Annotated in this window: 9 protein-coding genes and 5 tRNA genes; 5 read left to right on the top strand and 9 right to left on the bottom strand. The window is 62.3% G+C overall.

The window, feature by feature from the left end:
* Nucleotides 1-69: 69 nt before the first annotated feature.
* Both hslO and QQF40_RS10435 read left to right on the top strand, forming a co-directional pair.
* Nucleotides 70-984, top strand: coding sequence for an Hsp33 family molecular chaperone HslO (gene hslO, locus QQF40_RS10430; RefSeq protein ID WP_175088555.1), 915 nt, complete (start codon nucleotides 70-72; stop codon nucleotides 982-984).
* Between the two features lie 309 nt (nucleotides 985-1,293).
* A complete protein-coding gene (locus QQF40_RS10435) occupies nucleotides 1,294-2,853 on the top strand; it encodes a phosphoenolpyruvate carboxykinase (protein ID WP_285461258.1) in 1,560 nt (519 codons plus the stop codon).
* Nucleotides 2,854-2,986: 133 nt separating this feature from the next.
* On the opposite strand, the gene QQF40_RS17105 is transcribed toward QQF40_RS10435, so the two are convergent.
* Together QQF40_RS17105 and QQF40_RS10445 are read right to left on the bottom strand one after the other, a co-directional pair.
* On the bottom strand, nucleotides 2,987-3,919 hold the full coding sequence (locus QQF40_RS17105) for a lytic transglycosylase domain-containing protein (protein ID WP_352230735.1): 933 nt from the start codon (nucleotides 3,917-3,919) through the stop codon (nucleotides 2,987-2,989).
* Between the two features lie 174 nt (nucleotides 3,920-4,093).
* Nucleotides 4,094-5,824, bottom strand: coding sequence for a proline--tRNA ligase (locus tag QQF40_RS10445; RefSeq protein WP_175088558.1), 1,731 nt, complete (start codon nucleotides 5,822-5,824; stop codon nucleotides 4,094-4,096).
* Between the two features lie 265 nt (nucleotides 5,825-6,089).
* Here QQF40_RS10445 and QQF40_RS10450 point away from each other — a divergent pair, with 265 nt between their 5' ends.
* Nucleotides 6,090-7,523, top strand: a complete 1,434-nt coding sequence (locus QQF40_RS10450) for a Dol-P-Glc:Glc(2)Man(9)GlcNAc(2)-PP-Dol alpha-1,2-glucosyltransferase (RefSeq protein WP_285461259.1) — start codon at nucleotides 6,090-6,092, stop codon at nucleotides 7,521-7,523.
* Between the two features lie 81 nt (nucleotides 7,524-7,604).
* On the opposite strand, the gene QQF40_RS10455 is transcribed toward QQF40_RS10450, so the two are convergent.
* The 7 genes from QQF40_RS10455 to uvrY form a co-directional block, all read right to left on the bottom strand.
* Nucleotides 7,605-8,021 carry a SpoIIAA family protein gene (locus QQF40_RS10455; protein WP_285461260.1) on the bottom strand — a complete coding sequence of 139 codons (417 nt, stop codon included), beginning with the start codon at nucleotides 8,019-8,021 and terminating at the stop codon, nucleotides 7,605-7,607.
* Nucleotides 8,022-8,362: 341 nt separating this feature from the next.
* Nucleotides 8,363-8,447: transfer RNA gene (locus tag QQF40_RS10460), tRNA-Leu, on the bottom strand.
* Between the two features lie 489 nt (nucleotides 8,448-8,936).
* Nucleotides 8,937-9,010 (bottom strand) — tRNA-Cys (locus tag QQF40_RS10465).
* A gap of 112 nt (nucleotides 9,011-9,122) precedes the next feature.
* Nucleotides 9,123-9,197: transfer RNA gene (locus tag QQF40_RS10470), tRNA-Gly, on the bottom strand.
* 155 nt (nucleotides 9,198-9,352) lie between these two features.
* A complete protein-coding gene (gene pgsA / locus QQF40_RS10475) occupies nucleotides 9,353-9,901 on the bottom strand; it encodes a CDP-diacylglycerol--glycerol-3-phosphate 3-phosphatidyltransferase (protein WP_043331361.1) in 549 nt (182 codons plus the stop codon).
* Nucleotides 9,902-10,151: 250 nt separating this feature from the next.
* On the bottom strand, nucleotides 10,152-12,185 hold the full coding sequence (uvrC, locus tag QQF40_RS10480; protein WP_285461261.1) for an excinuclease ABC subunit UvrC: 2,034 nt from the start codon (nucleotides 12,183-12,185) through the stop codon (nucleotides 10,152-10,154).
* Between the two features lie 270 nt (nucleotides 12,186-12,455).
* Entirely contained in the window at nucleotides 12,456-13,118 is a 663-nt protein-coding gene (gene uvrY / locus QQF40_RS10485) for a UvrY/SirA/GacA family response regulator transcription factor (RefSeq protein WP_043331360.1), read from the bottom strand.
* A 301-nt stretch (nucleotides 13,119-13,419) separates the two neighbouring features.
* Between uvrY and QQF40_RS10490 the strand changes: the two genes are divergently transcribed.
* Nucleotides 13,420-13,495, top strand: a tRNA-Ala gene (locus tag QQF40_RS10490).
* Nucleotides 13,496-13,570: 75 nt separating this feature from the next.
* Nucleotides 13,571-13,646 (top strand) — tRNA-Ala (locus QQF40_RS10495).
* Nucleotides 13,647-13,809: the final 163 nt, after the last annotated feature.

Genomic DNA, 13,809 nt, shown 5'->3' on the forward strand with positions numbered 1-13,809 from the left:
CTGACATGGGGGCGCTTGTGCGCTCTCCCTTCACGCCTGCCTTGAGGTCCCTCAATGAGCGAACACGACATGCAAGATTCCCATTCCACTGACGATGCGGCCGCGCCGAGCTTCGATCAGATCCAGCGCTTCCTGTTCGATGCCACCAACGTGCGTGGCGAGATCGTCACACTCGACAAGGCCTACGCCGAGGTGCTCGATCGTCACTCCTACCCACAGGCCATCTCGCGCCAGCTGGGCGAGATGCTGGCGGCCGTGGCGCTGCTGACCGAGACCATCAAGCTCGATGGCACCATGACGCTGGAAGTGCGCGGCACCGGTATCGTGCGCCAGCTGATGGCCGAGTCGAACCCCGGCGGTGAGCTGCGCGCCATCGCTCGTCTCGGCGATGAAGCGGTGTTGCCGACGGAAGAGTCCAGTCTGCAGGAGCTGGTCGGCCAGGGGCAGATCGTGATCACCCTCGACCCACGTGAAGGCAAGCGCTATCAGGGCATCGTGGCCATCGATCAGGACAGCCTCGCCGGCTGTCTGGAGAGTTACTTCAGCCAGTCAGAGCAGCTGCCGACCCGCCTGTGGCTGATGGCCGATGGCAAGCGCACTGGCGGCGTGATGCTGCAGCAGCTGCCCAACGATGAGGCCAACAAGGACCCGGATGCCTGGGAGCGCGTCGTGCACCTGGCCGAGACCCTCAAGGCCGAGGAGCTGCTGGCGCTGGACCAGCAGGAAGTGCTGCATCGTCTCTATCACGAAGAAACCGTGCGCATCTATGAGCCCAAGGCGCTGCGTTTCGGCTGCACCTGTTCGCGCGAGCGTCTGGGCGCTGCCCTGCACAGTATCGCCGCCGACGAGCTGCGTCAGATCGTCGCCGAGCAGGGCGAACTGGCCACCCAGTGTCACTTCTGTCATACCCGCTATTCCTTCAGTGCCGCGGAAGTGGAAGCGATCATCGAAGATCCTGACGCCGAAAGTCCCGTCGTGCATTGAGCTTTTCCCAACGCGCCGGCGACTGGCCCCAGGGACGATGATCGTCTGACATATCGTCGTCCGTCAGGCGGCGGTGCCTGCGCCAAGGTGTTGCAACAATGGGCGTTTCCGCCCGACACCCTTTTTGCCATAATGCCTTGCCAGCACAGGGCCGGATGCCCTGTGCTGGTGGTATCGACGGTGTCATGGCATGCCGTCATGCGCGATCGGGCAGCAACGATCGATCACAAAATAAGCCTGTGGCATGTACCTCGGGCATCTGGCTTCAGCCATCAAGAGAGAGGGCGGCCCTGAGCCGCGGAGACGCGAATGAGCAAGCATCAAGACAGTGCGGTGACCACTCACACCAATCTCAGCAGCGCAGAGCTGATCGAGCTGGCAGTGGCTCGCGGCGAAGGACGTCTGGCCGACAACGGCGCGCTGGTCGTGGAGACGGGAGCCCGTAGCGGACGCTCCCCGAACGACCGCTTCATCGTCGACGAGCCGTCCACTTCGGACGCCATCGACTGGGGCAGCGTCAATCGCCCGTTCAGCCCGGAGCGTTTCGACGCCCTGTGGGAGCGCGTCGAGGATTATCTCGGCGAGCGCGACAGCTTCGTCTCCGAGCTGCATGTCGGGGCTGACCTCGAGCACTACCTGCCGATCCGCGTGACCACCGAGACGGCCTGGCACAACCTGTTCGCGCGTACCATGTTCGTGCGTCCGGACAGCTTCAATGCCAAGGACAAGAGTGAATGGACCATCCTCAACGCGCCGCACTTCACCTGCGAGCCTGAGCGTGATGGCACCAACTCCGACGGCGTCGTGCTGATCAACTTCGCGCGTCGCCGTGTCCTGCTGGCGGGCATGCGTTATGCCGGTGAGATGAAGAAGGCCATGTTCTCGGTGCAGAACTTCCTGCTGCCGGAAAAGGACGTGCTGCCGATGCACTGCTCCGCCAACGTCGGTGACGACGGCGAGACCACGCTGTTCTTCGGCCTGTCCGGCACCGGCAAGACCACCCTGTCCGCCGACCCGGCGCGTTACCTGATCGGTGATGACGAGCATGGCTGGGGCGAAGGCACCGTCTTCAACATCGAAGGCGGCTGCTACGCCAAGTGCATCGACCTCTCCGAGAAGAACGAGCCGGTGATCTGGAGCGCGATCAAGTTCGGTGCCGTGCTGGAAAACGTGGTGCTGGATGACCGTCGTGGCGCGGATTACGGTGATGACCGTCTGAGCCAGAACTCGCGTGCCGCCTACCCGCTGGAGCACATCGAGAAGCGTGTGCCGGAAAACCGTGCCGGCGAGCCGAATGCCATCGTCTTCTTGACCTGCGACATGTCCGGCGTGCTGCCGCCGGTGTCCGTGCTCAGCAAGCAGGCCGCTGCCTACCACTTCCTGTCCGGCTACACCGCCAAGGTCGGCTCCACCGAGATGGGCTCCACCGCTGGTCTGGAAGCGACCTTTTCCACCTGCTTCGGCGCGCCGTTCTTCCCGCGCCCGGCACGTGAATACGCTGACCTGTTGATCAAGCGCATCGAGGCCTTCGGTTCACGCGTCTACCTGGTCAATACCGGCTGGACCGGTGGCTCCTACGGTGAGGGCGGCTCACGCTTCTCCATCCCGACCACGCGCGGCATCATCAGCGCGATCCAGAACGGTGCTCTGGCGGACATCGAGACGCGTCACATCGACGTGCTCAACCTGGATGTGCCGGTGCGCGTGCCGGGCGTCGACTCCAGCCTGCTCGACCCGCGTGAGACCTGGGAAGACCGCGCCGCCTACGACAGCAAGGCACGTGACCTGTCAGCCAAGTTCGTCGAGAACTTCAAGAAGTTCGCCGGCGTGGATGAGGCGATCATCGCGGCAGGCCCGACCCTGGTCTGACGATCAACGGGATTGATCGCAAGCGTTAAGCAAGAAGCCTCGTCCGGTATTCCGGGCGAGGCTTTTTCGTGTCTGCTGCCTTTCTCGTCAACAGCTGCCGTCATCACCTGCTGTCGGGCCTGTCAGGGGGCTGTCAGGGACTGCCTCCGGCGGCCAGCGAGCGGTTGGCAGGGCCGTCGAAGGTATCTTCGGCAGCGAGCGGCTCCGAGCCTTGCGCAGCGCCGGTATGTTGCTCGATACCCTCACCTTGCTCAACACCACCACTTTGCTCGAGGCCGGGCTCAGTGTTGCTGGCCTCGGTGCGGCGTGACGCGCCTTCGTTGGCGGTTTTGGCAAGGTCTTCGTCGGCGGTGTCGACCAGGCCTTCGGGCGAGCGCTCGGCGACGAAGGGCGCCGGCGGCTGATACCACCAGCGGGTTGTCCAGGCTCGCATCACTCGCTCCGGGTACCAGGTCTTGCCGAGGCTGCCGTTGTAGCGCGCCAGCGCATCGGTGATGTCACCTTTCTCGCGCTTGAGGTAGTGGGCAAGAATGGTCGCGCCGTAACGCAGGCTGGTGTCCTGATCGAGCAGATTGTCGCCGGGCTCGCCGATCTCACGCTTCCAGAAGGGCATGACCTGCATCAGGCCGCGCGCCCCGGCGTGGGAGACCGCGGTGGGTTTGAAGGCGCTCTCGACCTGGATAACGGACAGGATCAGCTCCGGTGCCAGGCCTGTGCGCGTCGCTTCGCGGCGCACCTTGCGCAACAGGTCGATGCGCGCGGCGCGGTCGGGCATGTAGCGCTCCAGCCGCTGCTGCATGCTCAATACCCAGTGCAGAGCATCGATGGGGTCCTCGAAGGTCTCGGGCTCGGCCAAGGCCTCGCGCAGGCTGTCACGCAGCCCCGGCGACAACCCATGCTCGGGGATCGCGGCGGCGGCCTGCACAGGGGGGCTTGTCAGGCCGGTAGACGCGGCGCTCAGCGTCAGCAGGACAGCGGCCAGCCATGGGCGCAGGCGGCGATGTAAGGTGTCGCCTGCAGCGCCTGTCACGGGCGGCGCTGAAGGGGAAATCGATGAGATGGTCATGCGCAGTCCCTGCGTATCAATCATGGCGCCATTATGCCGTTACCGCGGCGTTGACGGTAATGGGATGTTCAAGGAAGGCACATAACGAGACAGCCCGCCCTCGAGAAGAGGAGCGGGCTGTCCCGGGTACTGCGCTAGCGTCAGCCGCGAGCGAGTGGCTCAGGCGGCTCGAGTTCAGCTCGCGCTGCGCTCGGCCAGGAAGTCCAGCAGGCTGTCGACGGCGATCATGGTCGCTTCGTCATCGGTGCGACCCTTGTACTCGTACTCGCCATTGTCGAGACCGCGATCACCGATCACCAGACGATGCGGAATGCCCAGCAGCTCGCCGTCGGCGAACTTGTTGCCCGGGCGCAGATCACGATCATCCAGCAGCACGTCGTAACCGGCAGCCGTCAGCTCCTGATAGACGCGCTCGGCAGTCTCGCTGACACGCACGGACTTGTGGGCGTTCATCGGCACGATGGCGACCTGGAAGGGCGCGATGGCTTCCGGCAGCACGATGCCGCCCTTGTCGTTGCCCTGCTCGATGGCAGCGGCGACCACGCGGGTCACGCCGATGCCGTAGCAGCCCATGGACAGCGGCTGTGCCTTGCCGTTCTCGTCGAGCACGGTGGCGTTCATGGCCTCTGAGTACTTGGTGCCGAGCTGGAAGATGTGACCCACCTCGATACCGCGTGCGATATCGATCACGCCCTGGCCGTCCGGTGACGGATCACCGGCGACGACGTTGCGGATATCGGCGATTTCCGGCAGCGGCAGATCACGCTCCCAGTTGAGGCCGAAGTGGTGCTTGCCTTCGATATTGGCACCGGCACCGAAATCGCTCATCAGCGCGACGCTGCGATCGATGATGATCGGCATCTCGAGGCCGACCGGGCCGAGGGAACCGAAACCGGCACCGACGGCGGCGCGCACTTCCTCATCGCTGGCCATGGTCAGCGGCTCGGCGACCTGTGGCAGGTGCTCGGCCTTGATCTCGTTCAGCTCGTGGTCGCCACGTACCATCAGCGCGATCAGACCACCTTCGACGCCTTCGGCCGCCTTGACGATCAGCGTCTTGACGGTCTTCTTGATGTCCAGGCCATGCTGCTCGACCAGCGCGGCGATGGTCCTGGCGTTCGGCGTGTCGACCAGCTGCATCTCCTGGGTCGGTGCCGCGCGCTCAGGCGTCTCGCCCAGCGGAGCCGGCAGCGCTTCACACTTCTCGATGTTGGCGGCGAAATCGGAGCCGGTGGAGAAGGCGATGGCGTCTTCACCGGAGGCGGCCAGCACGTGGAATTCGTGGGAGCCGGTCCCACCGATGGAGCCGTTGTCGGCGATGACGGGACGGAAGTCGAGACCCAGGCGCGTGAAGATGCGCACGTAGGTGTCATACATCACCTGATAGGTCTCTTTCAGGGATTCTTCGCCCAGGTGGAAGGAGTAACCATCCTTCATCACGAACTCGCGTGAGCGCATCACACCGAAGCGCGGACGAATCTCGTCGCGGAATTTGGTCTGGACCTGGTAGAAGTTGGCCGGCAGCTGCTTGTAGCTGTTCAGCTCACGACGCGCGAGGTCGGTGATGACTTCCTCGTGGGTCGGGCCGACACAGTAGTCGCGCTGGTGACGGTCAACCACGCGCAGCAGCTCGGGGCCGTACTGCTCCCAGCGACCGGACTCCTGCCACAGCTCGGCTGGCTGCACGGCTGGCATCAGCAGTTCCTGGGCACCGGAGCGGTCCATCTCTTCACGCACGATGCGCTCGACCTTGCGCAGTGTGCGCAGGCCCAGTGGCATCCAGGTGTAGAGGCCGGAGGTCAGGCGACGGATGAAACCGGCCCGCAGCATCAGCTGGTGGCTGACGACTTCGGCGTCGGACGGGGTTTCCTTGAGAGTGGAAATCAGCAGTTGACTGGCACGCATGGGCTCAGCGATCCCTCGACTTGTCGCTTTGATCGGTACGCTTCGCAGTCGCGAAGCATGAACAGGCAGGTCTTCGGCACGCCTTTTACAGGCGTATCAGCGAAGCAGACTGAGCGCATTGTACTGCCGCGAGCCTTGGAGGGGCAAAGTGCATGGCCTGACTGGAAAAATCCGCGCCGGCCTGCCGATACTGGTGACACGGGATTTCCCTTTGGAGAGAGCCGTGAACGGGTTTCTCGGGGAGGTCTGACAAGGAGACAAGGATATGTCGTCGCTCGATCAGCGCTTGGGATGCGTGCGCGTCAGACATCGCTGGCCCTTGAAGGTGGGGCTTGTGTTGCTCGTACTGGGAGCGTGCCTGAGCGCCTCCCTGTGGCTGGTGAGTCTTTTCCTGCCGATCCCTTTCGTCGATGAGGGAGTGCATTTCGCGCAGGTTCGCCAGTTTCTCGCCAGCGACTGGGGTCAGCATCCCAAGCTGACCACCCTGACGCTATATCACGCCACCATGGCGGTGACGTTGATGACGCTCCAGACGTTGGGGGAGTGGCTCAATCTTCCTCTCGCAGCCGACGCCATGGCCGGACGCTGGCCTGAGATGCCCTCGGTTGACTGGGTGCGAGGTCTGTCGTTGCTGGGCTTCAGTGCCATGGCATGCATGGTCTGGCGGGCGCTGCCGAGCGTCTATCGGCGCCTGGACCCCATGCTCGATGAGAGCGGCGCCCGGCAACAGGCGAATCGTCAGAGCTGGCAGTGGCTATGGCTGCCGATCATCTTTCCCTATCTGGCGCTGGTGTATACCGACCCGTGGATCATCGCCCTGGTCGCGCTGCAGCTCGTCGCGCTGGTGCATGAGCGGCGCCTGGCGTTGCTGGCCTTGATCCTGGTCGGGCTCGGCTTGCGGCAGGACAGCATCGTGCTGCTCGGGCTGTGGGGCGGTCTATTGCTGTTCATGGCGCATGCGCAGTCTGGGGCTCACTCTCAGGCTGTCGGCATGGCGCCACCGCTGCGCTCGCCGTTGCGTCAGCTTTCTGTCTGGTGGGGCCTGATCGTGCGCTGGTGGTGGGTGGCCGTGATTCCGGTGGCCGCCTTCATCGGGTTTGTTCTCTGGAACGACGGCATTGCCATGGGCGATACCGGCCGTCATCAGGCCGGTTGGCACACCGGCAATCTCGGCTATTACCTGGGCGTGATCGGCGTGGTGTTTCTGCCGTTGTGGCTGGCCGACTTGCCGAGGCAGTGGCATCTGCTGTGGCGTCTGTGCACCCAGGGTGCCTGGCCATGGCGGGGCATTCTGCTGCTGATAGCGCTGGCGGGCGTGTGGGTCATGCTGGTGATGAGCTTTGAGGTGACGCATGACTACAATTTCCAGCGCTGGACGATCCGCAATACCTGGCTGTTATGGCTCAATGACCACCCGGTGGGGCTGTGGGTCACCATGTTGCTGACCACCAGCATGGCACTCTGGTGGCTGAGGGCGCCGCTACGGCTGGGGCATGGTGGCCTGCTGTTGGTGATGCTTGCCTTGATGGTCTGCACGCGTGAGCTGATCGAGACGCGCTACATGCTGCCCCTGGTCACGATCTTCCAGCTGCTGCGCTGTGCAGAGCGAGCGGAAGTGGAGCGCGCGATGACGCTCTGGGCGATAGCGATGGGGGCGCTGCTGATGGCGGGATTGGTGCTGACGCGCACCCTGCCATGAGGCGGTGGCAGGGTGTTTTGGAGGCTCACTCGATGGCGGGGGCTTCAGGCCTGATGGCGTTTCGCCGCCGGGGTCTGGGCATCATGACCGGTAGGGGGTTTTATTGGCACCAGCACCGATGCCAGAGCCACCACGCGGTGGCTCGGCGACCCAGGCATAGGCAGCCTCGCGCTCGTCGGGTGAGAAGTGGCGCACCTCGATGGAGCGCACCAGATGCTTGCTGAACTCAGTGACATGGCGCAACCAGTCGGCCTTGCTGATGATGGCTTCGCGCTCGAAGTCTCCCAAGTGGCGCAGGGCATAGCCGATATCATTGAGCAGGGCGGCGGGCGTGATCAGGCCAAAGCGTTCAATCTCCACCAGCAGCGAGATTCGCTCATGGCGCGCCAGGCGTTCGTCGCATTCCTTGATGATGGGGGCGAGCGAAGCCTGATCGATATGCCCCGCGAGATGCAGGGCGACAACGTGATCGGCGGGACTCTTGAGCAGTGTCAGCATGTTTGGCTCCTGCACTGATGCATGTTGGCTGGGCGAGCCGTGCTGGAAACCAGCGCTGGCGTCGCTACCTCTTCAGTGTAGTCGCATGTAAGCCGCTTGCTGGCGTCTGGCCGAGCGATTGTCGGCACTGTTCGTGTCGAGGAGCTGCCAGCAACGGCTATCTCCTTCGGCATCTGGCCGCGAGGCATGACGAGCGGAGCAGTGCTCAGGTACGAAAAGCATCAGACTCGAAAAGTATCAGGCATGAAAAGTGACCGGCTTGAAAAGTATCAGGCATGAAAAAGCGCCGCCCCTCGTGAGAGGAGCGGCGCTCTTGAATTCAGTATGACTCTTGCTTGATCTGGTACGGCCAGCCGGACTCGAACCGGCACGCCCGAAGGCAGGAGATTTTAAGTCTCCGGTGTCTACCGATTCCACCATGGCCGCGCAGACTGGCGCATAACTTATCATATTTCAGATCAAGGTCAACTTTAATGGCAATGACACCTTGCTTAATACGTGATTTAACTGACTGTTATGCAATGAAATTGCGACGCTGAATGGTCATCGTGAGCGGTGACATTGAGACAGGAGAGCAGAGCGATTTTTACCCGGCATGATCACGGCAAGCGACGCGAAAAGGTGCGCGGTGGAGAAGGGCAGGAAAACAGAGGGTCAGCACCGAGCGCGAAGGCGCACAGGGGGAATCATTCATGGGATCAGGGCGGCTGTCAGAATCACTGGACAGATGAAAACAGAGATATCACGTGGCAAGGCAACGACTTGGCAAGACGTAGACCAGGTGATAGTCAGGCGAAAAAAGCGCCAGGGTTGCAGCAATGCAAATCGAAACAAGCAAGGGAAGTGTGACGACCCGAAGGGGGTGGGTGTCATAGCCATTCCAGAGAGAAACAGGGGATGTTTCGGTATCTGAAATGGAGGCTGGAGTCGGAATCGAACCGGCGTACACGGAGTTGCAGTCCGCTGCATGACCACTCTGCCATCCAGCCTCAATGATCGAGATGTCAGTCGAAACTGATGCCTGATCCGAGGAGTATCCACTGATGCTGCTGCAGATACATGAGTCAGTAAATCAGGTGGATGTTGCGCTACCTGTGTTACTGGAGCGGGAAACGAGATTCGAACTCGCGACCCCAACCTTGGCAAGGTTGTGCTCTACCACTGAGCTATTCCCGCTGAACTCGAGGTCGAATTATACGGATAATTCCCATGCTGTCAAACAGTTAATGAAAAATTGTCTCGCGAGTCAGGTCGCTGGAAACGAAACGCCCACCGGCCATAGGGGCGGTGAGCGTTGAGGCATTCGCAGCATCTCGTGGCTGAACGGGGTGTCAGACCGAGCGCACCAGTTCCGGCCAGGCGGCGCGCAGGTAGCTGATCATCGACCACAGCGTCAGCGCAGCCGAGATATACAGCAGGGCGAGGCCGGCGTCCCCTCCGACACTGCCCGGGGCGAAGAACAGCAGCATGAACAGGGCGAGCATCTGGGCAGCCGTCTTCAGTTTGCCGACCCAGGACACCGCGACACTGCCGCGCTTGCCGATCTCGGCCATCCACTCACGCAGTGCCGAGATGACGATCTCGCGACCGATGATGACCAGGCTCGGGATGGTCATCCACAGGCTGTCGTAGCGTTCTATCAGCAGGCCCAGTGCCACCGCGACCATCAGCTTGTCGGCGACGGGGTCCAGGAAGGCGCCGAAGGGCGTGGTCTGATTCCACAGACGGGCCAGATAGCCATCGAACCAGTCGGTGATGGCGGCCAGTGCGAAGAGCAGCGCCGTCAGCGGCAGGCTCCATGCATAAGGCAGATAGAAACATACCACCAGCAGCGGAATGAACAGGATGCGGATCAGAGTCAGGATATTGGGGATGCTCATCGTGACGGCACGAGTCCTTGCATGAAGCGTAGGTGGCTGGGCGCAATCGAGGGCGAGTCGAGCCCCTGAAGAAAGCCGTTCGATTGACGCCGCACAAGTCGTCTATTCTAGCCTGCCGGCGGCGCATTCAGCCATGCCAAACGGCAGGTTATTCAAGCCAACGCTCTGTCACTCTTCCTTGAGCGTTGAGTCGATGGTGCCAGAGGCCACCATGTCGTGTACGGGAGGCAGCCATTCAGCGTCTGATTCATCAACCATGCAGCGCCTGGTGGATCAGCTCGGCGAGCGATTCGCTGATGCCGGGCACGCGGGCCAGTTCCGGTTTGGAGGCCTGTTTCACCCCCTGCAGACCGCCGAAGAACTTGAGCAGCTCGCGGCGCCGCTTGGGGCCGACTCCCGCGATTCCCTCCAGACTTGAGGTACGCCGCGCCTTGTCGCGTTTGGCGCGGTGACCGGCGATGGCGAAGCGGTGCGATTCATCGCGCACATGCTGGATCAAGTGCAGCGCCGGTGAGTGGCTGTCGAGGTCGAGGGTGTCGTGCACCGTCTCGATGAACAGCGTCTCGAGCCCTGCCTTGCGTGTGGTGCCCTTGGCCACCCCGAGCAGGATGATGTCGGTCACGCCGAGTGACTCGAACACCCCGCGCGCCATGTTGAGCTGCCCCTTGCCGCCATCGACCAGCAGGATGTCCGGGCGCTTGCCTTCGCCTTCCTGCAGGCGCTTGAAGCGCCGCGTCAGCGCCTGCTGCATGGCGGCGTAGTCATCGCCGGCCGTCACGCCTTCGATATTGAAGCGCCGGTAATCCGACTTGATCGGGCCGTCATGATCGAAGACCACGCAGCTGGCCACGGTCGCCTCGCCATGACTGTGGGAGATGTCGAAACATTCCAGTCGCTTGGGCACTTCATCGAGTCCCAGCGCATCGCGCAGCGACAGGAAGCGGTTGGACAGCTGCTGGCGGCTGGCCAGCTGGGTGGCCAGATGTTGCTCGGCGTTGGTCTGCGCCAGTGTCAGCCACTGGGCGCGATGGCCACGCACCTGATGCGCGACCCGTACCCGGCGTTCGGCCTTCTCGCTCAAGGCGCCTTCCAGCAGGTTGGCGTCCTCGAGGGCCAGCGAGGTCAGCACCTCATCGGGCATCTCCCTGTCCTGGCCGAGATAGTACTGACTGACGAAGCTGGTCAGCAGCTCGCTGCTGGTCAGGTCCAGGCCATTGCCCGGCGAGAAGTGGCGCGCGCCGAGCATGCGACCCTGGCGGACCGAGACCACACTGATGCAGAGTCCGCCGGGGCGCTCGGCCAGCGCCAGGATGTCGGCGTTGCCGGTGCCGGTGTCGACGTATTGCTTCTCCTGCATGCGGCGCAGCTGGGCGACCTGATCACGCAGGCGAGCCGCTTCCTCGAATTCCAGCCGCATGGCCGCGTCTTCCATCGCCTGGCTGAGCTCGTCGGTGACCTTGTCGCTCTGGCCGTTCAGGCACATCACCGCATGTTCCATGTCGCGGCGATAATCCTGCTTGCTGATGTAGTCGACACACGGCGCGGTGCAGCGGTTGATCTGATATTGCAGGCACGGGCGCTCGCGGTGGGCGAACACCGAATCCTCGCAATTGCGCAGGCGGAAGATCTTCTGCATCAGCGTCAGGGACTCGCGCACCGCGACGCTGCTCGGGTAGGGGCCGAAGTAGCGTCCGTCATTGCGCTTGTGGCGCACGCGCTTGAACTCCATCGCCGGATAGTCGTGATGCTGGCTGATGAAGACGTAAGGGTAGGATTTGTCGTCACGCAGCAGGATGTTGTAGGGCGGGCGCAGCTCTTTGATCAGGGTCTGCTCCAGCAGCAGGGCCTCGGTCTCGCTGCGCGTGATGGTGACCTGTACATCGGCAATGCGTCCGACCAGCGCCTGGGTCTTGGCATTCAGGCCGGTATTGCGGAAATAGCTGGAGAGGCGCGCCTTGAGACGCTTGGCCTTGCCCACGTACAGCACGTCACCGGCGCTATCCAGCATGCGATAGATGCCGGGCGCGTCGCTGACATGCTTGAGGAAATGGCGGGCGTCGAAGCCGGTTGCCTCGCTGCCCTGCAGCAGGTCACTGCTCGCGTCGCTGGTGATCAGGCGGCTGGAGACACGCGCGGCGTCTCTGCGCGCGCGGCTGTCAGCGTGCGCACTCGCTGAAGAGGCCGGCTGGGCATCAGGCTGGCTGGCGGTGCCTGCCGGGTCCTCATTCTCGGACGACCGGGAAGTGGTGTCCGTCATCGTGGGATCAGTGTGCTGCTTGGCCATGAGGTTCCTCGTCCAGAGATGCCTCGAGTCTATCAAACAAGGGCGATTGCTCGCAGGCATGGGGGCAGCAGAGCCATGCTGCAATGCCTGCTGGCAGGAAAGGCGCCTGTCGGGACGTGCCATGCATGAAGGTCTCAGACAGAAACACCTCATGCAAGAACGCCACCCGGGGAAGGTGGCGTTCTTGCATGAGGTGTTATCGGCGCTGCTCGGGAGTGTCACGAGCAGCGCGGGCCTGCAGCGTGTGACAGGCCAGCAAGGTGTGCTTGCTCAGGCCTCGTCAGGACGGTCCAGCACGTAGTCATCCAGCAATTGGTGACGCATGGCTAGGTGCGTCATCTCCACGTCGCTGGTCACACCAAGCTTGTCGAAGATGCGGTAGCGGTAGGTGTTGACCGTCTTCGGACTCAGGTGCAGGCGGTCCGAGATCTCGCTGACGCGATGGCAATTGACGATCATCGTCGCCACCTGAAGTTCTCGGCTCGATAGCTGATCGAAGGGATTGCTGCGCTGGGTGTCCATGCCCGAGAACACCAGGCGCTGGGCGATTTCCGGGGACAGATAGCGTTCGCCTGCGGCCACCTGATGGATGGCGCGGATCATCTCGTCAAAGGGCGTGCCCTTGGAGATGAAACCGAAGGCTCCCGCTTCCAGCAGGCGTTTGGCGAAGGACTCTTCCAGATAGGCGGTCAGCACGATGACTCTGACGTCGGGCAGGCTGCGCACGATCTTCTGTGTGGCTTCCAGGCCATCGACGCCGGGCATGCGTATGTCCATGAGCACGATATCCGGGCTGTGCTCACGGCAGAGTTTGATCGCGGTTTCGCCATCCGAGGCTTCTGCAATCACCTTGAGCCCATCCTCTAGCTCAATGGTACGGACGATGCTGGTACGCACCAGGTGGTGGTCGTCAGCGACAAGAACCTTGATCAAGGCGGCTCCAGTAAAGATGTCAATAAGCAATGAAGTGAATGCGGGATCCAATGTACCCATTGGACAAGGGCTTGTCGATGCCCCTGTTATCCAGTGCGTCGCGTTCAGGATAACCACTACTGATATAGTGCTAGCGTGATTCCTGCTCCTTTTCGTCGGCCGTGAGGCAGTGAGCGAGCCGCTGCGGTAAATCGTGCTCCGCGATGCGATGCCCAGACTTCACGCACTCCACAAAGCGCAGCAAAAATAAGAGGTTGACGACGTATTCGTCGCTCTGTAATATGCGCTCCATCGTGAAGACGGGGCCTTAGCTCAGCTGGGAGAGCGCAACACTGGCAGTGTTGAGGTCAGCGGTTCGATCCCGCTAGGCTCCACCATGATTCACGACAAGTCTGTCCAGGTTTCACGTGCCCACTTGCCTGCAGGTGACACATGACATGACAGTCTGATGAGGGGCCTTAGCTCAGCTGGGAGAGCGCAACACTGGCAGTGTTGAGGTCAGCGGTTCGATCCCGCTAGGCTCCACCAGAATTGTTGAAAAAGCGGTCATCCTTCGGGGTGGCCGCTTTTTTGTGCCCGGCTTTCAGCTCGGCCCTGTCAGCTTGCCCCTGTCTGCAGCTCGCCCCTGTCTGCTTCACATATATAGCCGCCATTTCCCGGGTCTGCCAACGCTGAGGAAGATAGGCGAGAA

Origin of the sequence: Cobetia sp. LC6, from assembly GCF_030264805.1 — a bacterium.
In the GTDB taxonomy this organism is placed as follows: Bacteria; Pseudomonadota; Gammaproteobacteria; order Pseudomonadales; family Halomonadaceae; genus Cobetia.

Bases quoted from the DNA above. Each gene is read 5' to 3' on its own strand.
- hslO (WP_175088555.1), top strand. From the start codon at position 70: ATGCAAGATTCCCATTCCACTGACGATGCGGCCGCGCCGAGCTTCGAT.
- QQF40_RS10435 (WP_285461258.1), top strand. From the start codon at position 1,294: ATGAGCAAGCATCAAGACAGTGCGGTGACCACTCACACCAATCTCAGC.
- QQF40_RS17105 (WP_352230735.1), bottom strand. From the start codon at position 3,919: ATGACCATCTCATCGATTTCCCCTTCAGCGCCGCCCGTGACAGGCGCT.
- QQF40_RS10445 (WP_175088558.1), bottom strand. From the start codon at position 5,824: ATGCGTGCCAGTCAACTGCTGATTTCCACTCTCAAGGAAACCCCGTCC.
- QQF40_RS10450 (WP_285461259.1), top strand. From the start codon at position 6,090: ATGTCGTCGCTCGATCAGCGCTTGGGATGCGTGCGCGTCAGACATCGC.
- QQF40_RS10455 (WP_285461260.1), bottom strand. From the start codon at position 8,021: ATGCTGACACTGCTCAAGAGTCCCGCCGATCACGTTGTCGCCCTGCAT.
- pgsA (WP_043331361.1), bottom strand. From the start codon at position 9,901: ATGAGCATCCCCAATATCCTGACTCTGATCCGCATCCTGTTCATTCCG.
- uvrC (WP_285461261.1), bottom strand. From the start codon at position 12,185: ATGGCCAAGCAGCACACTGATCCCACGATGACGGACACCACTTCCCGG.